This is a genomic window from Methylocystis rosea SV97, assembly GCF_000372845.1.
Taxonomy (GTDB): Bacteria; Pseudomonadota; Alphaproteobacteria; order Rhizobiales; family Beijerinckiaceae; genus Methylocystis; species Methylocystis rosea.
This window is the reverse complement of record NZ_KB889963.1, coordinates 2824734-2845671: the sequence shown is the minus strand read 5'-3', so window position 1 is coordinate 2845671 and position 20938 is coordinate 2824734. Positions and strand designations below refer to the sequence as shown.

Annotated in this window: 20 protein-coding genes; 13 read left to right on the top strand and 7 right to left on the bottom strand. The window is 61.0% G+C overall.

Annotation, left to right across the window (positions count from 1 at the left end; all coding sequences use genetic code 11):
* Nucleotides 1–64 precede the first annotated feature (64 nt).
* Nucleotides 65–1213, bottom strand: coding sequence for a cytochrome-c peroxidase (locus A3OO_RS0115065; protein ID WP_018408667.1), 1149 nt, complete (start codon nucleotides 1211–1213; stop codon nucleotides 65–67).
* Between the two features lie 392 nt (nucleotides 1214–1605).
* Here A3OO_RS0115065 and A3OO_RS0115060 point away from each other — a divergent pair, with 392 nt between their 5' ends.
* The 9 genes from A3OO_RS0115060 (at nucleotide 1606) to A3OO_RS0115015 (ending at nucleotide 12328) form a co-directional block, all read left to right on the top strand.
* The gene (locus tag A3OO_RS0115060) at nucleotides 1606–2643 is read left to right on the top strand and encodes a cytochrome-c peroxidase (protein WP_018408666.1); all 1038 of its coding nucleotides are present in this window, start codon (nucleotides 1606–1608) and stop codon (nucleotides 2641–2643) included.
* A 118-nt stretch (nucleotides 2644–2761) separates the two neighbouring features.
* Nucleotides 2762–4198, top strand: coding sequence for an acid phosphatase (gene acpA / locus A3OO_RS0115055; RefSeq protein ID WP_040573919.1), 1437 nt, complete (start codon nucleotides 2762–2764; stop codon nucleotides 4196–4198).
* A 590-nt stretch (nucleotides 4199–4788) separates the two neighbouring features.
* On the top strand, nucleotides 4789–5559 hold the full coding sequence (gene amoC, locus A3OO_RS0115050) for a bacterial ammonia monooxygenase, subunit AmoC (protein WP_026222791.1): 771 nt from the start codon (nucleotides 4789–4791) through the stop codon (nucleotides 5557–5559).
* A 278-nt stretch (nucleotides 5560–5837) separates the two neighbouring features.
* On the top strand, nucleotides 5838–6596 hold the full coding sequence (gene amoA, locus A3OO_RS0115045; protein ID WP_014892304.1) for a bacterial ammonia monooxygenase, subunit AmoA: 759 nt from the start codon (nucleotides 5838–5840) through the stop codon (nucleotides 6594–6596).
* 161 nt (nucleotides 6597–6757) lie between these two features.
* The gene (gene amoB / locus A3OO_RS0115040) at nucleotides 6758–8020 is read left to right on the top strand and encodes a bacterial ammonia monooxygenase, subunit AmoB (protein ID WP_018408664.1); all 1263 of its coding nucleotides are present in this window, start codon (nucleotides 6758–6760) and stop codon (nucleotides 8018–8020) included.
* Between the two features lie 471 nt (nucleotides 8021–8491).
* Nucleotides 8492–9106, top strand: a complete 615-nt coding sequence (locus A3OO_RS0115030; protein WP_040573918.1) for a hypothetical protein — start codon at nucleotides 8492–8494, stop codon at nucleotides 9104–9106.
* 62 nt (nucleotides 9107–9168) lie between these two features.
* A complete protein-coding gene (locus tag A3OO_RS0115025; RefSeq protein ID WP_018408661.1) occupies nucleotides 9169–9591 on the top strand; it encodes a copper resistance CopC family protein in 423 nt (140 codons plus the stop codon).
* A gap of 114 nt (nucleotides 9592–9705) precedes the next feature.
* The gene (locus A3OO_RS0115020; protein WP_018408660.1) at nucleotides 9706–11631 is read left to right on the top strand and encodes a c-type cytochrome; all 1926 of its coding nucleotides are present in this window, start codon (nucleotides 9706–9708) and stop codon (nucleotides 11629–11631) included.
* A 118-nt stretch (nucleotides 11632–11749) separates the two neighbouring features.
* Nucleotides 11750–12328, top strand: a complete 579-nt coding sequence (locus A3OO_RS0115015) for a copper chaperone PCu(A)C (protein ID WP_018408659.1) — start codon at nucleotides 11750–11752, stop codon at nucleotides 12326–12328.
* 151 nt (nucleotides 12329–12479) lie between these two features.
* Here A3OO_RS0115015 and A3OO_RS0115010 read toward each other — a convergent pair whose 3' ends face one another.
* Nucleotides 12480–12713 carry a hypothetical protein gene (locus A3OO_RS0115010; protein WP_018408658.1) on the bottom strand — a complete coding sequence of 78 codons (234 nt, stop codon included), beginning with the start codon at nucleotides 12711–12713 and terminating at the stop codon, nucleotides 12480–12482.
* A gap of 461 nt (nucleotides 12714–13174) precedes the next feature.
* On the opposite strand from A3OO_RS0115010, the gene A3OO_RS0115005 reads away from it, so the two are divergent.
* From A3OO_RS0115005 to A3OO_RS0114995, 3 genes are all read left to right on the top strand, one after another.
* A complete protein-coding gene (locus A3OO_RS0115005) occupies nucleotides 13175–14377 on the top strand; it encodes a pyridoxal phosphate-dependent aminotransferase (RefSeq protein WP_018408657.1) in 1203 nt (400 codons plus the stop codon).
* 181 nt (nucleotides 14378–14558) lie between these two features.
* Nucleotides 14559–15107, top strand: coding sequence for an SRPBCC family protein (locus A3OO_RS0115000; protein WP_018408656.1), 549 nt, complete (start codon nucleotides 14559–14561; stop codon nucleotides 15105–15107).
* Between the two features lie 41 nt (nucleotides 15108–15148).
* Nucleotides 15149–15616: a hypothetical protein gene (locus tag A3OO_RS0114995; RefSeq protein ID WP_018408655.1), complete on the top strand. Its 468-nt coding sequence runs from the start codon at nucleotides 15149–15151 to the stop codon at nucleotides 15614–15616.
* Between the two features lie 25 nt (nucleotides 15617–15641).
* Here the strand turns inward: A3OO_RS0114995 and A3OO_RS0114990 are convergent, their stop codons facing one another.
* Together A3OO_RS0114990 and A3OO_RS0114985 are read right to left on the bottom strand one after the other, a co-directional pair.
* Nucleotides 15642–16235 carry a superoxide dismutase gene (locus tag A3OO_RS0114990; RefSeq protein WP_018408654.1) on the bottom strand — a complete coding sequence of 198 codons (594 nt, stop codon included), beginning with the start codon at nucleotides 16233–16235 and terminating at the stop codon, nucleotides 15642–15644.
* A 185-nt stretch (nucleotides 16236–16420) separates the two neighbouring features.
* Entirely contained in the window at nucleotides 16421–17032 is a 612-nt protein-coding gene (locus A3OO_RS0114985; protein WP_026223018.1) for a hypothetical protein, read from the bottom strand.
* 380 nt (nucleotides 17033–17412) lie between these two features.
* On the opposite strand from A3OO_RS0114985, the gene A3OO_RS0114980 reads away from it, so the two are divergent.
* A complete protein-coding gene (locus A3OO_RS0114980) occupies nucleotides 17413–17853 on the top strand; it encodes a hypothetical protein (RefSeq protein ID WP_156824837.1) in 441 nt (146 codons plus the stop codon).
* Nucleotides 17854–17860: 7 nt separating this feature from the next.
* Here A3OO_RS0114980 and A3OO_RS0114975 read toward each other — a convergent pair whose 3' ends face one another.
* The 3 genes from A3OO_RS0114975 to A3OO_RS0114965 are packed head-to-tail and all read right to left on the bottom strand — an operon-like array spanning nucleotide 17861 to nucleotide 20734.
* Nucleotides 17861–18802, bottom strand: coding sequence for a CBS domain-containing protein (locus tag A3OO_RS0114975; protein ID WP_018408651.1), 942 nt, complete (start codon nucleotides 18800–18802; stop codon nucleotides 17861–17863).
* A gap of 33 nt (nucleotides 18803–18835) precedes the next feature.
* Nucleotides 18836–19651 (bottom strand): exodeoxyribonuclease III, encoded by an 816-nt coding sequence (locus tag A3OO_RS0114970; protein ID WP_018408650.1) that lies wholly within the window; start codon nucleotides 19649–19651, stop codon nucleotides 18836–18838.
* A 6-nt stretch (nucleotides 19652–19657) separates the two neighbouring features.
* A complete protein-coding gene (locus tag A3OO_RS0114965; RefSeq protein ID WP_026223017.1) occupies nucleotides 19658–20734 on the bottom strand; it encodes a YcjF family protein in 1077 nt (358 codons plus the stop codon).
* Nucleotides 20735–20938 lie beyond the last annotated feature (204 nt).

Here is a 20938-nt window from a genome sequence, read left to right as displayed (position 1 = left end):
TCCCTCGCGGCTTGGCGCTTTCGTGGCGACGCCGCTTGTTCGCTCCTGCGCTTTGGTCTTGCGGCTATTTTGTCTGCGCCGTCACATAAGCAGGACTCGTCAGCGTCTCCAGGAAAGCGACGAGATCGTCGATCTGCTGATCCTTCAAATCCAGCGGCCGAATGCCGCCGGAGAGATAGGGGTTGACCGGCGCCGGATCGCCGGGGCTCTTTCCGCCCTCGTTGTAATGCTTGACGACGTCTTTGAGCGTCTTGAGCGAACCGTCGTGCATATAAGGCGCGGTCACCGCGATATTGCGCAGAGTCGTGGTCTTGAACGCGCCGATTTCATCGAAGGAGTTCGTCACCGCAAACCGGCCGAGTTCGGAGACCTTCGGATCGGCGAGCACCGTCTTGTCGACGGACGCGCCCGCCGCTTTGGCCTTGAGGAATTCGGCGGCGAGGCGCGGCACGTCGCCTTGAATGCGGTTGATGCCAACGCCGATGTTGTGGAACCTGTTGTCGGTGAAGAGCGCCTGCGTCTGTTCGATGGCGTGGCAGGAGACGCAGCGTCCCTGGCCGACATAAAGGTCGAAGCCGCGCTTGGCCTGATCGCTGATGGCGTTGCGGTCGCCGCCGAAATACCACTTGTCGAAGGGCGAATCGCCCGAGATGACCGTGCGCTCGAAGCTTGCGATCGCCTTCTCGACGTCATCCATCGTCACGTCTCGGCCGCTCTTGCCGAACGCCTTCTTGAAGCCCTCGACATAGGCGGGATCTTCGCGAACGATCTTGAGCACCGGCTCGTGATCGGGCAGCCCCATCTCCACCGGGTTGACCATCGGGTGCTGCGACTGATCCTCCAGCGAGATCGAACGTCCGTCCCAGAACTGCGAGGTGTAATAGGCCGCGTTGATGACCGATGGGGCGTTGCGCGTGCCGGTCAGCTTATGGTGACCCTCGGAAACCCGCAGCGGACTGTCCGTGAAAGCTTTTTTGTCGTTGTGACAGGTCGAGCAGCTCACCGTGCCGTCGATCGAGAAGCGCGCGTCATGGAACAGCTTGTCGCCGAGCGCGATCTTTTCAGGCGACTGCGGATTATCCGCCGGAACCGGGACTTTTGGCAGGCCGAGCGGCTCGGCCATCGCCCAGCCGCCGGCGGCGAGCAGCGCCGCAAGCGGAAGCGCGACAAGCGTCGTCTCAACGGATTTCCAAGCATTAGCAACGCGCGCCATGAGCCCCTCCGCGACCGCTCGGCTTCTCGCCGGCTTTTGTTTTCACGTTAAGTTTGCTCTGCTTTTAGCGGCAGGGCAAGTCATGGCTGTGACGCTCGGCGCAGCTGTCAAAGAACTCGCCGGACGAATATTGCGTCATGGCGAGTAGTGATTGTGCATTGCGTTAGAGTGGCGCAATAAACCGCCCGATATGGTGCTTGGTCGGTGCTTCGCAATTCGTTCTGGCGCTGCGCTCTTCAGGTCGTGTTCATGCTACACTGGACTGTTTTTAAACAGCTCCCTCCCCAGGCGCCCTTCCGCCGCCCGCGCGGCTGTGGTAGCTGACGTCCGCAGAGAGGCCGTTCGTTGCGACGCGAAACAGCGCCTCCGCAAATCAACTGCAGGAGTAAGGGATGTATTTGACCAGGTTCGCCGCGCTCGCAGCGACTCTGCTGGCGCCGGCCATGGCCGTCGCGGGCGATTTGCGCGCCGACGCCAATGCGGTCTTCAAGCCGATCGACGCCGCGAGCGTCGCGAGCGTCGTCAAGAATAACGAGATCACGCCCGCCAAGATCGACCTCGGCAGCAAGCTCTTTTTCGATCCGCGACTTTCGAAGAGTCAGATCATCAGCTGCAACAGTTGTCACAATCTCGGAACCGGCGGCGTCGACGCCGGCCCGACGTCGATCGGCCACGGCTGGGCGAAGGGACCGCGCCGCGCGCCGACCGTGCTCAACGCCGTGTTCAACGTCGCGCAATTTTGGGACGGGCGCGCCGTCGACCTTAAGGCGCAAGCAAAAGGCCCGGTCCAGGCCGACGTCGAAATGAACAATACGCCGGCGCAGGTCGAAAAGATGCTGAATAGCATGCCGGCCTATGTCGCGGAGTTCAAGGCCGCCTTTCCGGCTGACCCGAAGCCGGTCAGTTTCGACAATATGGCGAAGGCCATCGAGGCTTTTGAGGCGACGCTGACGACGCCGAATGCGCCATTCGACAAGTTCCTGAAAGGCGACGTCAACGCGCTCAATGACGTTGAAAAAAGAGGCCTGCGTCTTTTCATCGACAAGGGCTGCGCCGCTTGTCACGGCGGCGTCAACATCGGCGGCAACGGCTATTTCCCCTTCGGCGTCGCTCAAAAGCCGGGCGTCGAGATCATGCCCGTCGCCGACAAGGGCCGCTCCAAGGTCACCAATGACGTAGCGGACGACTTCGTCTTCCGCTCTGCGCCGCTGCGCAATGTCGCTCTGCGGGCGCCTTACTTCCACACCGGCTCTGTCTGGACTCTGGAAGAGGCGGTCGACCTCATGGCCAAAGACCAGCTCGGGGAAAATCTCTCCGAGCCGGACGTCAAGGCGATCGTCGCATTTCTCGGGAGTCTGAATGGCGACCAGCCCAAGGCGGTCTATCCCGTGCTGCCGCCACGCACCAAGGACACGCCGCTTCCGCAGTAAGCGGGCTCGAGCGATCTGTCCGCATAAACAAAAAAAGCAGATGGCGCTGTCACAAATCGTGCTGTGTCGCCGATTAAATTCTCCGCGCGGCGCCGCGCCGCGCGGAGGTCGCCTGTCAATGAAAGCCGTCGGACGATTCGTAATTTCGCTCGCCATTTGTGCGACCGCGACCTGCGCGCGCGCTGGGGCGCAGGAACAAGAAAATCCTTTCGCCCGAATCGGCCATATCGTTGTCATCTTCACAGAGAATCGCAGCTTCGATCATGTGTTCGGGCTGTTTCCCGGCGCTGAAGGAATCAACTCGGCTCAGCACACGCCGCAAGTTGATTTCGACGGACGGCCGCTCGCGGCGCTGCCGCGTCCGCGCGCCGACGATCGCTTTCCGCGGCGCTTGCCGAACGCGCCGTTTCGCCTCGAGCCTTTCGTCGACATCGACGGCCACACCATGGATCCGGTGCACGACTTCTACCTCGAGCAGGAGCAGATCGACGGCGGAAAAATGGATCGCTTCGTCGAGGCGTCAAACGCCGGCGCGCTGGTCATGGGCTATTACGACGGTTCAGAGCTCAAGCAGTGGGCCCTCGCCAAGGAATTCACGCTCGCCGATCATTTTTTCCACGCGGCGTTCGGCGGCTCGATGCTCAATCATTTCTTCCTGATCTGCGGTTGCGCGCCGGTTTTCGACAATCCGCTGGAGGCGACCAGAAAGAAGTTTCTGCCAAAGCTCGCGACGATCAAGGATTCGCAGGGCGCGGAGCTCACGATTCGCGAGCGCGAGGAGGATTCACCGCCAAGCGTGCTCGACGGTCCGCCGCGGCATAAGCGGTTTGGCCGTCTGACGATGGACTTGGAGGCGATCGGCACGCTGCAGCCAGGGAATGCCGTCTCCAAGCATGACAAGACGGAAGCGCAGGAGCGGCTTCCGCCAGCGCATGCGCCAACCATTGGCGACCGGCTGACGGAGAAGAACGTAACTTGGGCTTGGTACGCCGGCGGCTGGCGCGATGTCATCGAAGGCCGACTGAAGCCTTACGAGGACAAGCCGGACGCCTTCCAAACCCACCATCAGCCGTTCGCCTATTTCGCCAATTACGCCGAAGGTCGAGAAGGCCGCGCGCATCTCAAGGACGCCGACGAGTTCTTCCGGGCGATCGAGAAGGGCGAACTGCCGCAGGTCAGCTTTTACAAGCCGCTGGGCGTCTTCAACGGGCATCCGGACTATTCGGATCTCGCGGCGGGCGACGCCCATGTCGCGGACGTCGTCGCGCGGCTGCGCAAGAGCCCGAACTGGGCCGACATGCTGATCATCATTACGGCCGATGAAAATGGCGGGTTCTGGGATCACGTCGCGCCGCCGCGACGCGATCAATTCGGCCCGGGGGTCCGCGTGCCGACGCTGATCATTTCTCCCTTCGCCAAGAAGGGCTTCGTCGACAAGACCGTCTATGACACGCTCTCGGTGCTGCGCACGATTGAACTCCGTTTCGGCGTCGCGCCGCTTTCGGAGCGCGACGCGAGGGCGGCGGATCTGCGCAATGCCCTGGTCGCGCCTTGAGTTCGATCGGATTCCGCAAGAGGCTCTGTCCAACTGGCGAGGAGACCGCCGTATACAGCCACGGTTATGCCAAAAAAATGCTGCGGATGGCGCCACACAACATAAGCAACTGATAATAAATATTATTATGCATAGGATGAGGAGCGCCTTCGTAGTCCGAACCAACCCATTCAGGTGGTTATGACACTATCCACTAGGGTTGCATTGGCTATTCGATAGATTGTTTTACTCTATACTAACGGGTATTGTGATTATCGGGGGTTATTGGAATGTTGCGGCACGCTGAGCTGGGTCTACGGTCTGCTCTTTCAAGGGGCGGATTTAGGATTTTGGCTTAGGCGGCGACGTCGGTTTTCGTCCGATAACAACAAGCAGCCGGGTTCTGGGGATTTTGGGGATTGCTCGCCTTTGGGCGGGGGGTTCCGGGGTTTTCGGGAAGGCTGCGGCAGACAAGGGCGGTTTTGCGTGTTTTTAGAAGAAGACGCGCTTTCGCTTTGCTTTACGAAACGAGGACGAAGCGGCTCCGTTGTGGGAGGCGGAGCGATACCGGTCACGCGCAATTCCCTGGGAGCACATTGGAGGAGAAGGGTATGAGCTCAACGACTGACACAGCAGCCCGCGCTGCTGCTGGCACGGAAGCTGTAGTAGACCTGAAGGGCATGTGGATCGGCTTGGCCGTTCTGAACGGGTTCTATCTGGTCGTCCGGATTTACGAGCAGGTTTTTGGCTGGCGCGCCGGCCTTGATTCGTTCGCTCCGGAGTTTCAGACATATTGGATGTCGATCCTTTGGACCGAGATTCCGCTTGAGCTGATCTCCGGCATTGGCCTTGCGGGCTTTCTTTGGAAGACGCGCACGCGCGACTTCTCGAACCTGGCGCCGCGCGAAGAGATGCGCCGCCTGGTTGTCGAAGTGCAATGGCTGGTTGTTTACGCCGCGGCCATCTACTGGGGCGCGTCGTTCTTCACCGAGCAGGACGGCACCTGGCACATGACGGTGATTCGCGACACGGACTTCACGCCGTCGCACATCATCGAGTTCTACATGAGCTACCCGATTTACTCGGTGATCGCGGTCGGCGGCTTCTTCTATGCGAAGACGCGTCTTCCGTATTTCTCCAAGGGCTATTCGGTCGCCTATCTGATCGTGGCGATTGGCCCGTTCATGATCATCCCGAACGTCGGCCTGAATGAGTGGGGCCACACGTTCTGGTTCATGGAAGAACTGTTCGTTGCGCCGCTGCATTGGGGCTTCGTGTTCTTCGGCTGGATGGCGCTCGGCGTGTTCGGCGTCGTGCTTCAGCTGCTGATGAACATTCAGCGCCTGATCGGCAAGGAAGGCGTCGCCCTCCTGACCGAGTAATCCGAGACTTCGCCGCCCGCTCTAAGGCGGGCGGCGACTGGCTCCGGGCTTTTCGCGAAAACCAGAGAGCTTTTGCCTGTCGCTTTGGCGAATGGGGTGGCTTGTTGCGGTCGAGAAGGGGTCTTCGGGCTCTGGGGGCGATCGGGCGCGAAGGGCTTTTAAGCGATGCGGCCGGCGGGATCTCCGCCGTCCGGGCGCCGGCGGCGGGAAGGCCTGCCGGAGGCCATAAGGAAAGAACTCGGGCTTTACGGGTTCGAGAAACACCAAGGAGAAGAGTGATGTCACAATCGAAAAGCGGGGGGGCGGTCGGTCCGTTCAACTCCGTCGCCGAGGCGGCGGGTTGCGTTCAGACGGTCGACTGGATGCTTCTTGTTCTTCTGTTCTTCGCCGTTCTTGGCGGCTACCACGTCCACTTCATGTTGACGGCGGGCGACTGGGACTTCTGGGTTGACTGGAAGGATCGTCGTATGTGGCCGACGGTCGTGCCGATTCTCGGCGTGACCTTCTGCGCCGCGGCGCAGGCGTTCTGGTGGGTGAACTTCCGTCTGCCGTTCGGCGCGGTGTTCGCGGCTCTTGGCCTGCTGATTGGCGAGTGGATCAACCGCTACGTCAACTTCTGGGGCTGGACCTACTTCCCGATCAGCCTTGTGTTCCCGTCTGCTCTGATCGTTCCGGCGATCTGGCTTGACGTGATCCTGCTTCTGTCGGGCTCCTATGTGATCACGGCGATTGTTGGTTCGCTCGGCTGGGGTCTGTTGTTCTACCCGAACAACTGGCCGGCGATTGCGGCGTTCCACCAGGCGACGGAGCAGCATGGTCAGCTGATGACGCTTGCGGATCTGATCGGCTTCCACTTCGTCCGCACCTCGATGCCGGAATATATCCGCATGGTCGAGCGCGGCACGCTGCGCACCTTCGGTAAGGACGTTGTGCCGGTTGCGGCGTTCTTCTCGGGCTTCGTCTCGATGATGGTGTACTTCCTGTGGTGGTTCATGGGTCGTTGGTATTCGACGACCAAGATCATCGACACGATCTAAGCCACGTCGCGTGCTGCGGCGCTGAACGGGCGCCGCGGCGGCCTGCAAGAAAGAAGAGCGGCGGACTGGAAGCTTTTTTAAGAGCGAAGGTCCGCTGCGAGAGACAAGACCGGTTGGCGCGCGAGGCGGCGGCCGGGAAGAGGAACCTGGGAGGTTTATCGATGAAAAAGTTCGTCAAGCTCGCCGCGATTGGCGCGGCGGCGGCTGTGGCGGCGACCCTGGGAGCTGTTGCTCCTGCGTCGGCGCACGGCGAAAAGTCTCAGCAGGCGTTTCTTCGGATGCGCACGTTGAACTGGTATGACGTTCAGTGGTCGAAGACGACGGTGAACGTCAATGAAGAGATGGTGCTGTCGGGCAAGATCCATGTGTTCTCCGCCTGGCCGCAGGCGGTCGCCAATCCGCGCGTGTCGTTCCTGAACGCCGGCGAGCCCGGTCCGGTTCTGGTTCGTACGGCGCAGTTCATCGGCGATCAGTTTGCGCCGCGTTCGGTGTCGCTTGTTCCTGGCAACGACTACGCCTTCTCCATCAACCTTCGCGGTCGTCGCGCGGGCCGTTGGCACGTTCATGCGCAGGTCAACGTCGAGGGCGGCGGTCCGATCATCGGCCCCGGCCAGTGGATCGAGATCAAGGGCGACATGAAGGACTTCACCGATCCGGTGACGTTGCTTGATGGCTCGACGGTCGACCTCGAGACCTACGGCATCAGCCGCGTTTACGCGTGGCATCTGCCGTGGCTTGCGGTTGGCGCGGCGTGGATCCTGTTCTGGTTCGTCCGTAAGGGCGTCATCGCTTCTTATCTCCGTGTCGCCACCGGCAAGGTTGATGAGCAGGTGACTGACGACGACAAGCGGATTGGCGCGATTGTCCTGGCGTTGACCATTCTGGCGACGATCGTCGGCTACGCTGTGACGAACTCGACCTTCCCGCGCACGATCCCGCTTCAGGCGGGCTTGCAGAAGCCTCTGACGCCGCTCGTTACGGACGGCACGGCGGGCGTCGGCAAGGAGCGCGTGACGGCCGATCTGAACGGCGGCGTCTACAAGGTTCCTGGCCGTGAGCTGACGATCAACGTCAAGGTCACGAACACGACCTCCGAGCCGCTTCGCCTTGGCGAATATACGGCGGCTGGCCTGCGCTTCCTGAACCCTGACGTGTTCACGACGAAGCCCGACTTCCCGGACTATCTGTTGGCCGACCGCGGTCTGTCGACGGACCCGACGCCGATCGCGCCGGGCGAGACGAAGGAAATCGCCGTGAAGGTGCAGGACGCGCGTTGGGACATCGAGCGTCTGTCTGACCTGGCTTACGACACCGACAGCCAGATCGGCGGCCTCTTGATGTTCTTCTCGCCGACGGGTCGCCGCTTCGCGGCCGAAATCGGCGGTCCGGTCATTCCGAAGTTCGTCGCGGGCGATATGCCCTAAGCGATACTGACGAATTGAAATAAAAAGCCCCCGGCCCATAAAGCCGGGGGTTTTCTTTTGTGGCGGCGCCGCCAAGCCTTGCGGTTCGCCGGATGCGCGGCGGTCGCGCCAGCAAAGCGCCCGCTGCGTAGCAAACGGCTGCGCGAAGGCGCTCGCTGATCGTCGAGAGTTGTTCGGTCGCCGCCAGGCGGAGAGCCGGCGCAAGGCGATCGCTAGAGCAGAGGCTTCATCCGGTTCGATTGCCACCAGAAGGCGGTGCGTCCTTTCGACGCAAATTGTTCCGCCGTTTTTACTCGCGTCAATTTCTGGCTTTTGTCAAAAGTAGCAAGAGCGTCCAGCCGCGCGGCGATGTGCTGGCAAGGGACAATAATCGAGCCGCGAACCAAAAATCCGCTATAGAAGATGCAGGGCTCAGCAACGTTCGCCGATAAGAGCGACAGCCCGGGAATCAATATGGATCGAGGGATGGAAATGAAGAATAGGCGTAGCGTTGCAGCCGCAGTTCTCGGCGCGCTTTTCTCGCTGGCTTTTCTGGCTCCCCTGCGAGCATCGGAGGGCGGCGCGGGCCCCGAAGCCATGTCGATGGGCAACATGTGCATGGTCATGTTCGGCTACGACATGATTCACATCACGGCCTATCAGCCCGGCAAATCGCGCAGCGAATATTGCGCCGAGATCCCGACCTCCGGACCAACCATTCTGGTGTTCGATATCGAAAATCCGACGTTTCGCGACATGCCGCTGGAACTGCGAATCATTCGCGATCCGCTGACGCCGATCACCAAGGGCACCGATCTTGAGGCGCTGACCGAAGTTCATCGTCCCGCGACCAAATACGTCAAGGGCACCTTCAATCTGGAGCACGATTTCAAGGAAAACGGCCATTATATCGGGCTCGTCACTCTGACCCGCCCCGACGGCACGCAGGAGACGTCCGAATTCAAATTCACGGTCGGCGAAACGCTGTGGGCCTGGGTGCCGCAGATTGCTGGGACCGTGCTCATCGCCGGCATCGTTTTCGTGTATTGGAAGCACACGCATCCCGCCGGCAAGAAGAAGGATGCCGCCGACGCCACTGCGTCTTGATTGCGGCGACATGCGTAAACATCTCAAAACAAAGAGGGGCTCAGGCCTCTGGGAGGACGCCTATGACTAACGCTGACAGAACTTCGCCGGCGCGCGTGCGCCGTCAGGGCGGGTTCGGCTTCTCCGGCGCCGCCGGGGCTTTCGCCATCGTCATAGTAGCCGCCTTTGGGACGAACTCGGCGCTCGCGCATTCGTTCCTTGTCGACGCTGCTCCTTCTTCAAAGGAGCATGTCGCGGCGCCGCCAAAGACCATCAAGTTGCGGTTCGGCGGCGGAGTCGAACCGCCTTACTCGAAGATCACCATAGAAACGCCCGACGGTAAGGTGCTCGCCCAAGGCAATAGCGCTGTTCCCGACAAGCCGCGCGAATTGTCGGCGAATGCGCCGGAACTCGCGCCCGGCAAATACATCGTGCGCTACCGCGTGCTCTCCACCGACGGTCACATCGTCGAGGGAAATTACGAATTCACCGTGGACGCGAAGTAAGCGCCCTGGGGCGAGTGACAGGCTCGCGGCTACGCTTGCGCGACACGCTGCTCGTTTCTCGCTTCTCGTGCGAGCTGAAGAGATGAGCGCCAGAGAACATCGGGCGAAACAAAAATGTATCTCTCTCTTGCAGCGATCCGCTTCCTTCTGAGCGTGCCCTCGGCCCTCGCGGTCGGGCTCCTGCTCCTGCCGCGTCTCATCGGCGAGGACGGAAAGCGCTTCAAGCCTGCCGTCGCGGCGCTGGCACTGGTGCGCGCCGTTTTCGGCTTCGCGCTGCTGTATGTCACCGCGCGTGCGATCTTTCCCGCCGATCGTCCAATCGAATTCGACACGCTTTGGGAGTTCACCGTCAACACGAGCGTCGGAAACGCCTGGATCTGGACGCAACTGATCGCGTTCCTCTTCGCGGCGCTCGCGGCGGCGCGCCTCTTCGTCGCTTCAGATTTGCTCGATCAGGCGACGTTGTGGGTCGGCGTCGTCCTTATCGCCGTTGTTTCAGTGACCGGCCACGCCATCGACGACGGTCTGCCGCGGTGGACACAGGCGAGTTTCCTTCTCCACACGGCCGCCGGCCTCACTTGGCTTGGCGGCTTGCTCGGCCTCGTCTGGTGGATGTTCACGGCGCGCGGCAAACCGCCGGAACTGGCGGCGCAGCTCGCCGAACGCTGGTCGTTCATCGCGAAGGTCGCCATGGCGCTCGTGGCCGTCTCGGGATTTGCGATTGCATGGGAGAACGTCGGAAGCATCCCCAATCTGCTCGCGACGCCTTATGGTCGGATGCTCACGCTGAAGCTCGTTCTGCTGTGCGCCGTCTTGCTCGCGGCGCTGGCGCTCGCGCGATACATCACGCGCCGGCCTGAAGGCGAATTCAACGTCGGCTGGTACAGCAAGGTCGGCGCGGGCGAGTCGGTCTTTGCGCTGGCTCTGCTTTCAATCGCCGGCTACATCGCGGTCATCACGCCAGCCTCGCATGAAACCAGTCTCTATTGGCCATTGCCATTTCGCCTGTCGTACATTGCGACGTGGGGACAGAACCCATCGATGTTCAGCCCGATCTGGTGGTGGGGCATTGCCGCCGTCGTACTCGCGATCATGGCGGCGCTGATCTGGTGGACGCCATCGACTCGCCAGTATCGTCTCTATGCGACGCCAGCCATCTCCGCCGCGGCGGTGATCTCGCTCGCCGTGTCATTTGCGACAGAAGCCTATACCGACACGTACGACGATCCGACGCAGGACTACACAGCGGAATCGGTGGCGCGCGGGCTGGCGCATTTTCAGGAGAACTGCGTCGGTTGCCACGGCGGACAGGGCGAAGGCAATGGTCCCCTCGCCAAAGACCTCAAGAATCAGCAAGGACTTCCCGTGCAACCCGCCGATTTGACTGCTCCGCATGTCGGCACTCATACGATCGGCGACATTTTCCACTGGCTGACTCATGGCGGACAAAGCGGCGTCATGCCGGCCTTCGGCGAGCAGCTCGACGTCGATGACCGCTGGGACGTGATCAACTTCCTGCTGATGATGTCCTATTCAAACCGCGCGCGCTTCATGAGCGCTCAGCCGATGATTCAATGGCTGATCGCGCCGGATTTCGCGCTGATCGATCCAGAGGAGAATGCAACGTCTCTCTTCAAGTTGCGCGGCGTTCCAACGCTGGTCTCCTTTGCGCGCTGCGGGTCTTCAAACGGCGATCCCACGGCGCGCGCGGCGAGCGTCAAGATTGCGCATGCCGCCGCCAAGGCAGCTGGCGTAAACCAGGTGACGATCTATGACGCGGCCTGCCCGCAGGATGCGAAAGGTCGAGAAGTCGTTCATCCAAAGGCGGTTGAGACCGCCTATTCGGTGATCAATCGCTACCCCAATGAAACGCCGTCCGAGGAGATCGAAGAGGCGCATTTCCTGGTGGATCGTTCCGGCTACATTCGGGCGCGTTTCCGCACATTCGCGCCCGACGAGGGGAACACTCAGAAACTGTCTGGCCTCGCCGCCGAACTCGCCCGGGAGCCCTTGATCGAGATCAGCCTGCACTCGCATTAGCGCGCGCCATATTGTCGCAAGCGCGAACGGAGCGCGAGGCTATCGGAGCGGCGCGTCCTTGGTCATGATGCCAAGCAGTCCGGCGAGAGAAAAGTCCGGGCAAAATGGGAGAAGCGAGATGCTAAAGCGGCGTGAATTTTTGCTGACCGGCGGAACTCTGCTCACCGGGACGGCGCTCGGGCTCTTCGCCGGGCGCGGTTCCGCGGCGGCGCATGAATACGACGTCGGCAGCCTGAAAGTGGAGCATCCTTGGCTTCGCGCCCCCGTTGACGGCGACAACAAGGCGCAGTTCTACGCAATGCTGCACAATAGTGGCGCGACGCCCGACAAGCTGATCGCCGTCAAGTCGGAAAAATTCGGGAATGCCGAGATCCACGGCGACGCGAAGAAGCTCGATCTGATCACGTCGATCGTCCTGCCGCCCAAGTCGAAAGTCACGCTCGCGCCTGGCGGCGTCTATGTGACGCTTATGGACATCAAGAAGCATCTTGAGGTGGGCTGGGGCCTGGAGATGACGCTCGTCTTCGAAAAGGCCGGGGAAGTGGTTATCGACGCTGCGATCGATGCGCCGGACGCGGCCCATGCGCATGACGCGGAAGCCATGGAGCGCTGGCAGAAGGCGCATGGCCAGGACGCCGCCGGGCCCAAGGAAGGCGGGGCGGCGCATCACGAGCACCATCACATGGATAAGAAGTAATTGCGGGGGGCTCGTTGGACTCGTCGACGTACAATCAGAAACCGGCCGCTTGAAAGGCAGCCGGTTTGTTCAGCGCGTTGAACGGCTAAAAAGATTGCGCGCGTCGTAAGACGCGCGCCGTGTTACCCGCGATCGAAATTTTGCAGAAGATTCAGCGATCGATCGTCACCAGTCGCCCGGCGAAAACGCCGCCGTCTGACGCAACGGGGGTGGCCTTCTGGGCAGGCGAGCCAATCGGCAGGGCGAAGCCGAGAACGAAAGCGGCCATCGCCATGGCGGCGACCAGCAGGAGCGAAACTCGAAACTGGCGACGCGCAGAGTCCCTATCAAAGCTGCGCGTGAAGGCTGGCTCCATCTGATCTTCAAATTTGTCAACGAGCGACATTTTCCCTAATCCTCTCGCATTCGCCCTTGTGTAACGCTTGACCTCTCCCCAAGGCCCGCGCGCGATTAACTCGCGTCGCTGCGTTCTCAAGACAGAAACGAGGATGGGGTGAAAAGGTTGCATCATTCTTCGGAAATTTTATAAATTTTTAAGAAGTGCGTGAGACGGGGTTAACACTTGGCAATACTGATTCGATCAAGTTGAGCCAAAGCTCAGTCACCGATTCGGGCCTTTTGGTCAAATCCTATTGTTTTTACTGCGAAAACACCGATACCCAGCATGGCTGACAATCGCGGCGGCGCGATGGCGCGGTCGAGCGGCTAGCGCTCGTACTCCGCGAGTGGTTGAAAGTCTTCGTCAACAATAGAGCCATGTGGACCTGCGAGCCTCGTGAAACTCGTTGCGACGCTACGCCGCGCAAATTATGGTGCGGCGCACTATCCCCTCCGCAGGACACTCCAATGACCTTCCTCGCCAACGCCCTGTCGCGCGTGAAGCCCTCGGCAACAATCGCGGTCACGCAGAAAGCCCGCGACTTGCGCGCACAGGGCCGGGAGGTGATCAGCCTCTCCGTCGGCGAACCCGATTTCGACACGCCGGCGCACATCTGCGCCGCTGCGAAAGCGGCGATTGATCGCGGCGAAACGCGTTATCCGCCGGTGCTTGGAATTCCGCCGCTGCGCGAGGCTGTCGCAAAAAAATTCAAGCGCGAAAACAGCTTGGACTACAAGGCGTCGGACACGATCGTCGCCACCGGCGGCAAGCACATCCTGTTCAACGCTTTTCTTGCGACGCTCAATCCCGGCGACGAAGTGATCGTTCCTGCGCCTTACTGGGTGAGCTACCCGGAGATGGTGGCGATCTGTGGCGGAACGACGGTCTTCGTCCAAACGCGGATGGAGGATGGCTTCAAGCTCCAGCCTGAGGCGCTCGAGCGCGTCATCACGCCCAAGACCAAATGGCTCGTGCTCAACTCTCCGTCGAACCCTTCGGGCGCGGCCTACACATTCAATGAAATGAAGAAGGTGACGGACGTTCTGCTGCGGCATCCGCAGGTGCATGTCCTCACCGACGACATCTACGAGCACCTCGTCTACGGCGACTTCAAATTCGTCACGCCGGCCCAGGTCGAGCCGGCGCTCATGGAGCGCACGCTCACCATGAACGGCGTCTCGAAGGCCTACGCCATGACCGGCTGGCGCATTGGCTACGCGGCAGGGCCCAGCGCCCTGATCAAGGCCATGGACATGCTCCAGGGCCAGCAGACGTCGGGCGCCTGTTCGATCGCGCAATGGGCGGCGGTCGAAGCTCTTGAAGGGCCGCAGGACCATCTCGCCGTCTTCCGTAAAGCTTTTGAGGAACGGCGCGACCTCGTCGTCTCGATGCTCAACCAGGCCAAATATTTGAAATGCCCGACTCCGGAAGGCGCTTTCTACGTGTTTCCCTCCTGCGCCGAGGCGATCGGACGTAAGACCCCCGACGGGAAGGTCATCGAAACCGACGAGGACTTCGTGACCGAACTCCTGGGAACGCAGGGCGTCGCCGTGGTGCAAGGCTCGGCGTTCGGCTTCGGTCCTAACTTCCGGGTGTCCTACGCCGCTTCGAACGCGTTGCTCCAAGACGCCTGTCGAAAGATCCAGGCTTTCTGCGGAAGCCTCGTCTAACCCCACAATGCATTGCGCATTGCGCCCGCCGCTCTAAACTGACGTCCAGCGCGTCAGGCGGCGGGCCGTGGGCGAGCGCTTCGCGAGAAGCGACATCTCTCGGCCCGGAGAGCGCGGAACGAAATTGCAAGTCCGCGGGCCGTTCGCTCGACGGACTCACGCTCTTGCGGAGACCTGCATAATGACGATGTTCGCTCTCGTTTTCCTGGCTCTCGTCAGCGCGCTGATCGCCTACATCTCCTTCTTGCCCGACAAATTCCGCATCGCCCGCTCGATCGTGATCGACGCGCCGCCGGAGGTGGTCTTTCGCCACATCAACGACTTTCACAACTGGGCCGACTGGTCGCCCTGGGCCAAGCTCGACCCGAATATGAAGGATGAATATGGAGGGACGCCGCAGGGCTATGGCGCGACCTATTCATGGTCCGGCGACAAGCAGGTCGGCGTCGGTCAGATGGAGATCGTCGAGAGCCGCCAGGGCGAGCGCGTCGGCATCAAGCTCGAATTCCAAAAGCCGTTCAAAGCCAAGAACGACGTGCAGTTCAATCTCAAGCCTTTGGGAGAGAACAGCACGGAAGTCACCTGGGCGATGTCCGGCCACCATGAATTTGTCGGCAAGGCCATGCATAAGTTTTTGAACATCGACAAGACGGTCGGGGCGCAATTCGATCGCGGCCTCGCGGACCTAAAGCGAGTCGTCGAGTCGCAGCCGAAAATCGCCGCTGATTGACCGCGCCGGGCGGACGATAGGCGCAGCGAAGGAAGCCGCTGATGCTTTTTGGCCTGCAGATCGCCGCGATCACGAGCGTCGCGCTATGCGTGATTCCGGCGGGCGCGCATTTTTTCGAACGCGCCAATAAGATGGCGTTTTCGCCGGCCGACTACATGAACGTTCAGCAGATCTACGCCGGCTGGGCCTATTTCGGGATCGCCGTCGTTCTCGCATTAGTGACGACGCTGGCGCATACGATCGCCGTTCGCCGTAACAGGATCGCTGCGGTGCTCTCGTTCGCGTCCTTCGTGACGCTCACTGGAACGCAGGCGATCTTCTGGACGTGGACCTATCCCGTGAACGTCGCGACGCAGAATTGGACCAGGATACCGCCGGCCTTCGAGGCGGCGCGACGTCAATGGGAAGATTCGCATGCTGTGGCCGCCGTGCTCGTCTTTGCGGCGCTTTTGCTGCTTGCCGCCTCGGCGCTTATTCACAACTCAAAAAATGCGCGGCGCACGAATTAGGCGCGCCGCGCGGAATGAAGTGAGGCTACGCCGCGTCGAACATTTCCTCTACATGTTCCCAATTGACGAGATGGTCGAGAAACGCCTTTAAATAGTCGGCGCGGCGATTGCGATAGTCGATGTAATAGGAGTGTTCCCAGACGTCGGCGACGAGGATCGGCGCGGCGCCATGGATGAGTGGATTTTCCGCGTTCGGCGTCTTGCGAATGGCGAGCTTTCCATCCTTCGCTTCGAGCCACACCCAGCCGGAGCCGAATTGGCCGAGGCCCTCCTTCTGGAATTCTTCGCGGAATTTGTCGACCGAGCCGAAGGACTCGATGATCGCCTTCTCGACCTTGCCGGGAATGGCGCCGCCGCCGTTCGGCTTCATCCACTTCCAATAGTGGTGATGGTTGAAATGCTGGGCGACGTTATTGAAGATCGGCGTGTTGCGATTGTAGGCGGTGACGATCACTTCCTCGATCGGCTTGCCTTCGTATTCCGTGCCTTTGACCAGATTATTGGCGTTCGTGACATAGGTCGCGTGGTGCTTGTCGTGGTGATATTCGAAGGACTCGCGGGAAAGATAAGGCTGCAGAGCGTCGTAGGGATAAGGCAAATCTTCCAGGGTGAAGGACATAATTCTCTCCTGAATACGTTAGACGAGCGTAGCCTGTCAGCCTCAGCTGCACGCGCTTAACTAGACCCGCGCGCCGCGTGCGGCAATATCGCGAGATCCCAACGCGCAGCTATGTTCGCTTTGTAGCGACAAAAAAGCATGGCTCGTCGGCGACCGAGCCATGCTGCAATCTTCGGGCCGCTTGCTTAGGCGATTGCGTCGCCCGCTTGCGTCTTCTTCTTTGCGCCGGCGCGCAGCATCCACCACATCAGGCCGAGAAGGGAGAAGAAGCCGACGGCGTAGAGGATATATTCAATCAGTCCCCAGAAGGTGTAGAGCCCCACCGAGAAGGGAAAGCGCGAGACCCATTCATTGCCGAGATCGTCGCGCACCGTGACGATTCCGACATAACGACCAGCGTCCTTGAAGTCGTGTTCGAAGGTCATGATGCCGTTGCGATAGACCTTCGGTTCGATATAGGCGATGGTGACTGCATTGAGGTTGGTCTTTTCCTTCTCTTCGCCGACATCCTTAACGATGCGGATGCCGATCGCCATGTCGCGCAGATCAGGCGAAACCGCGGTCAGCGCAATGACGGTCGGCCCGGTTTTGGCGATGTCCTCGCAAAACTCCGCTTCTTCTCCCGAGCGCTGATAGCCGATGAAATGCATGGTGTTCGGACCGATCCGCAGCACGCATTCGTCTTGCTCGAGCATCACGCCGCCATGCGCGAAGGCGGCTAATGGCGCGACGAAAAAAGCCGCGGCCGCAATCACTGCGCCGGCCAGCAGCCCGCGCACGCCAGTTAAACTTGCCATCTACGTTCTCCCCACGATTGCCGACGTCCGGCGGATTGCCGGCGCGCTCTTCCGCCGCGCGCGCGCCGGCGCTGTGACGATGACGTTTGTATTGATTGATCGAATTACGATGTGACACCATGCCGCATCTTATAAATACTATTAAATAATTGAAAGTAAAGGAGAAAAATATACTCCATCTCGGGCACGGCAGATAAACTTAACCACTACATATTGATGTTATATTGACTAACATACGCATATATTGATTCAAATTTTGTGTGGGTCCGGCGCGGTCCGCGTCCGCAAGTATTCGCCTGTCTACCGCGGATGTGTCGTTCCTATGGCGGGCGGCGCGGCTTGTGATAGGTTCCGGCCCGGACATTTACTGAAGGATGGCGATGAGACGATACGGCCTGGGCGTCATTTTTCTCGGGCTCGCGCTCGCGCTCTCCGGCGCCTATGGCATGTGGTCCGGGTGGGATTACATTCAGCTCGAGCGCGGTTGGAGCCTGTTCATCGGCGGCGCCACGGCGGTTTCTGGCGGCGTGGTGACGATCGCGATCGGACGCGCAATCGGCGTGCTGGGCCGCATCGCCGACAAAGTTCCGGCGACGCAGGCGAGCGCGGCAGATTTGATCAATGAAGCGCAGGCGCCGACGCAGCCTGTCGCCGTCACAGCGCCGCCGAATCCGCCGGTGGAAGTCGATCGATATATCGCCAGCGGATCCGTCTATGTGATGTTTTCCGACGGATCGGTTGAAGTGCAGACCGATGGCGCCGCGCGGCGCTATCCTTCGCTTGCGGCTTTGCGCGCCGACACTGGCGTCGGCGGCGGGTGACGCGCACTCAATTGCGCGCCGCGCTCCACATCAGGAAGAGCGCAGCGTCGCCCGGCAGACCTTCGGGGAAATCGACGATTTGCGCGGCGATACGAAAGCCGCGAGGGTGCAGTTCATTACGCCACCGATGAAAGACATCGGCTGGCTCGCCGCGCAGAGTCGCCGGCCAATCGGGGTCCGGCGCATTGATCGCGCGACCGCCGTCGGCGCAAAGCTGCGACGGAAACCGGATGAGCACATGTTCGGTGAGTCCGGCCGCCGCGCTGCGTCGCGCCTGCTCCAGCATCTCGCGCCATTGCGGGTCTGTCAGCCGCTTGCTCGCGAGATCACGAATGCGTTGTTCGCGCAGTTCGATCGCCACCCGGCGATGTTCGACGCGCTCGAGGTCGAGCTGACGCTCATGCGCCGCGACGAGTTCGCGAAATTCCTGCGCCGTCGCGACGGCGCAGCGGTCGCCGGTTTGCTGCGGAAGGGAGATCAGCGGACGGCGACGATGCGCCTCCAAAGCCATGGCCGTAAAGCCTCCCGCCATCGCCTCCATGACTTCTTTGCGCAGCACGAGGCCGATGATCTTGTGCCCCTCAACGACGGGGATGCGTTTGAGGCTATGGCTCTCCATAATTTGCGCGATGTCGGGAACTTTGGCGAAGTCGGAAATTGATATCGCCGGCGACGTCATCACTTCGCGCAACACGCGACCATTCGAGTGAAATACCGGCTTAGGCCTGTTGCGCAGCAGAAATCCCGGAATGGCGCCAAGGTCGGGCAGGGGTTGCGGGCGCGCTTGTTCGAGATTGCTGCGCGTCACCATTCCGATGGGCGTCAAATCGTCGTCGACGACCGGCACGGCGCCCAGCCCGCATTCAGCGAGAAGTTTCGCGACGTAATCGAGATCCGCATCCGCCGTCACATAAGGAAAGTCGCTGTTCATCAGATCGCGCGCGATCATGCCGCCGTCTCGCCTCCCGATCCCCGTTTGCGCTCAGTCCGATAGTTCGACCGTCACCGGCACATGGTCGGATGGGCGGGTCCAGCTGCGCGCGTCGCGCAGCACCTCTAGACGTTCCAGCCCGCCGCCAAGCGCCTCGCTCACCAGAATATGGTCAAGCCGGCGCCCCCGGTTCGACGCCTCCCAATCGGCGGCGCGATAGCTCCACCATGTATAAAGCTTTTCTTCCGCCGGCACGAAATGCCGCATGGCGTCGACCCAAGCGCCCGCCCGAAGCACGCCGGTAAGCTTCTCGACCTCGACCGGGGTGTGGCTCACGACTTTCAGTAGCGCCTTATGGCTCCAGACGTCATGTTCAAGCGGCGCGACATTTAGGTCTCCGACCAGCACCACGCGGCCGCGCGAGACCCCTTCGGTGACAATCCAGTCGCGCATTTCATCGAGAAAATCGAGCTTGTGCTGAAACTTCGGATTGATGTCGACGTCAGGCTCGTCGCCGCCGGCCGGCACATAGAAATTGTGCAGCGAGATCGGGCCGCTCCGGGCGTCGATTTCCACGCAAATATGACGCGCGTCGCCCTTTTCGCAGAAATCGCGCTTCTCGACGAAACGTAAAGGCCGCTTCGAAACGACGGCCACGCCGTGGTAGCCCTTCTGGCCATTGATCGCGATATGCTCATAGCCGAGCGCATGGAGATCCTTCATCGGGAATTCGGCGTCCCGACATTTTGTCTCCTGCAGGCAGAGCACGTCCGGCGCCCGGCTCTTGAGAAATTCGGCGACCAGCGGCATGCGCAGTCGCACGGAATTGATGTTCCAGGTGGTGATCTTCAGGCTTGCTGCTTTCAATGCGGATCAGCTCTTGGTCTTGTCGCCGAAGAGAAATGGCGCGACGTCCCTGACGCCCGGCTGCTTCTCGGCGATGAAGGGCGTCGGTCGGCAGACGGCCATGGCGGAAAGGCCGACTCGCGCGGTGAGAAGCCCATTCAATACGCCCTCGCCGAGCTTTGCGGAAATGCGTGCGGCGATGCCGTGGCCGAGCGCCTGCTGAAGTATAGAGTCCCCGACCGCCACGCCGCCGGTGATGGCGAGATGCGCGCCGACCGAGCGGGCCAGCTTTAAGAAACCGAGCAGCCCCGGCTTGCCGCCGTAAATCTCGGCGATTTTTCGCATCAGCACAATCGCCTGGCCGACGACGAAAAGCACGTCGAGGAGCGCGCGCGGGCTGATCGCCGTGACGACGGAGACGCGTTTGGCGGCGCCGGCGATTTCGCGCCGCGCTTCTTCGTCCAGAGGCGCGACGAGATTACGCTCGGCGAGGGTGATCAGATCGCGTCCGTCGATAATCCGCTTCAAATAGTCGTTGAGCAGCGCGCGCGCCCGGCCGGTGTCCGGACGATCTTCATAGAGCTTGCAAAGTTCGCCGACGCGCTCGCGCGCAGCCTTACCGTCATCGCTCGCATGCGCCTCGGCCAGCGCGGCATGCAGCTTGGCGATACGATTCTGCCGGCCGATGGCGCGAAACTCGCGCGTGAGGGAGATAATGGCCGCGACCGCGGCGAGGCCGGCAAGGACCAGGCCCAGTGTCCCTAGAATGGCGGAGTGGCGGAAGGAATCTTCGACAACCCCCCATATCCACATCGTCAGCGCCAGGGACAGAATCCCGCTGACCGCGGAAAGGAAGACTCCGCCCCATGAGAAAACGTAGCGGCGCAGCATGCCGTCGGCCTGCGCCGCTTCAACGGCCGCCTCATCCCCGGTCATGCCGTCCGCGAGCTGGGCAGCCTCAAGCGCGAAAGCGTCAAATTCGGCTTCGACAACCTCGATAGACGGCGTCCCGGCATCGTCTGTCGACGGCGTCGCCTTGGCGGTGACCGTCTGGTCGCCTTCGAGCCGAAAAGCCCGTGGGCGCGGCCTGCGTTGCTCAGTCATTCGATTCCTGATTTTGGCCTTCTTACCGCCTCGAGTTCGAAAACGCGACGCGCGCACATGTCGCCAGAGCTTCGAGGGAGCGATTTCAATTAAAAAAGGCGCCCACAAGGCCTCGACGGCCGCCCTGAAATATAGGCGGTCACCGCGACCGAAAACGCTTATTGCGGCGCGATAGCGCCTCCTTTAGCATCCTCAGGCCTTTCG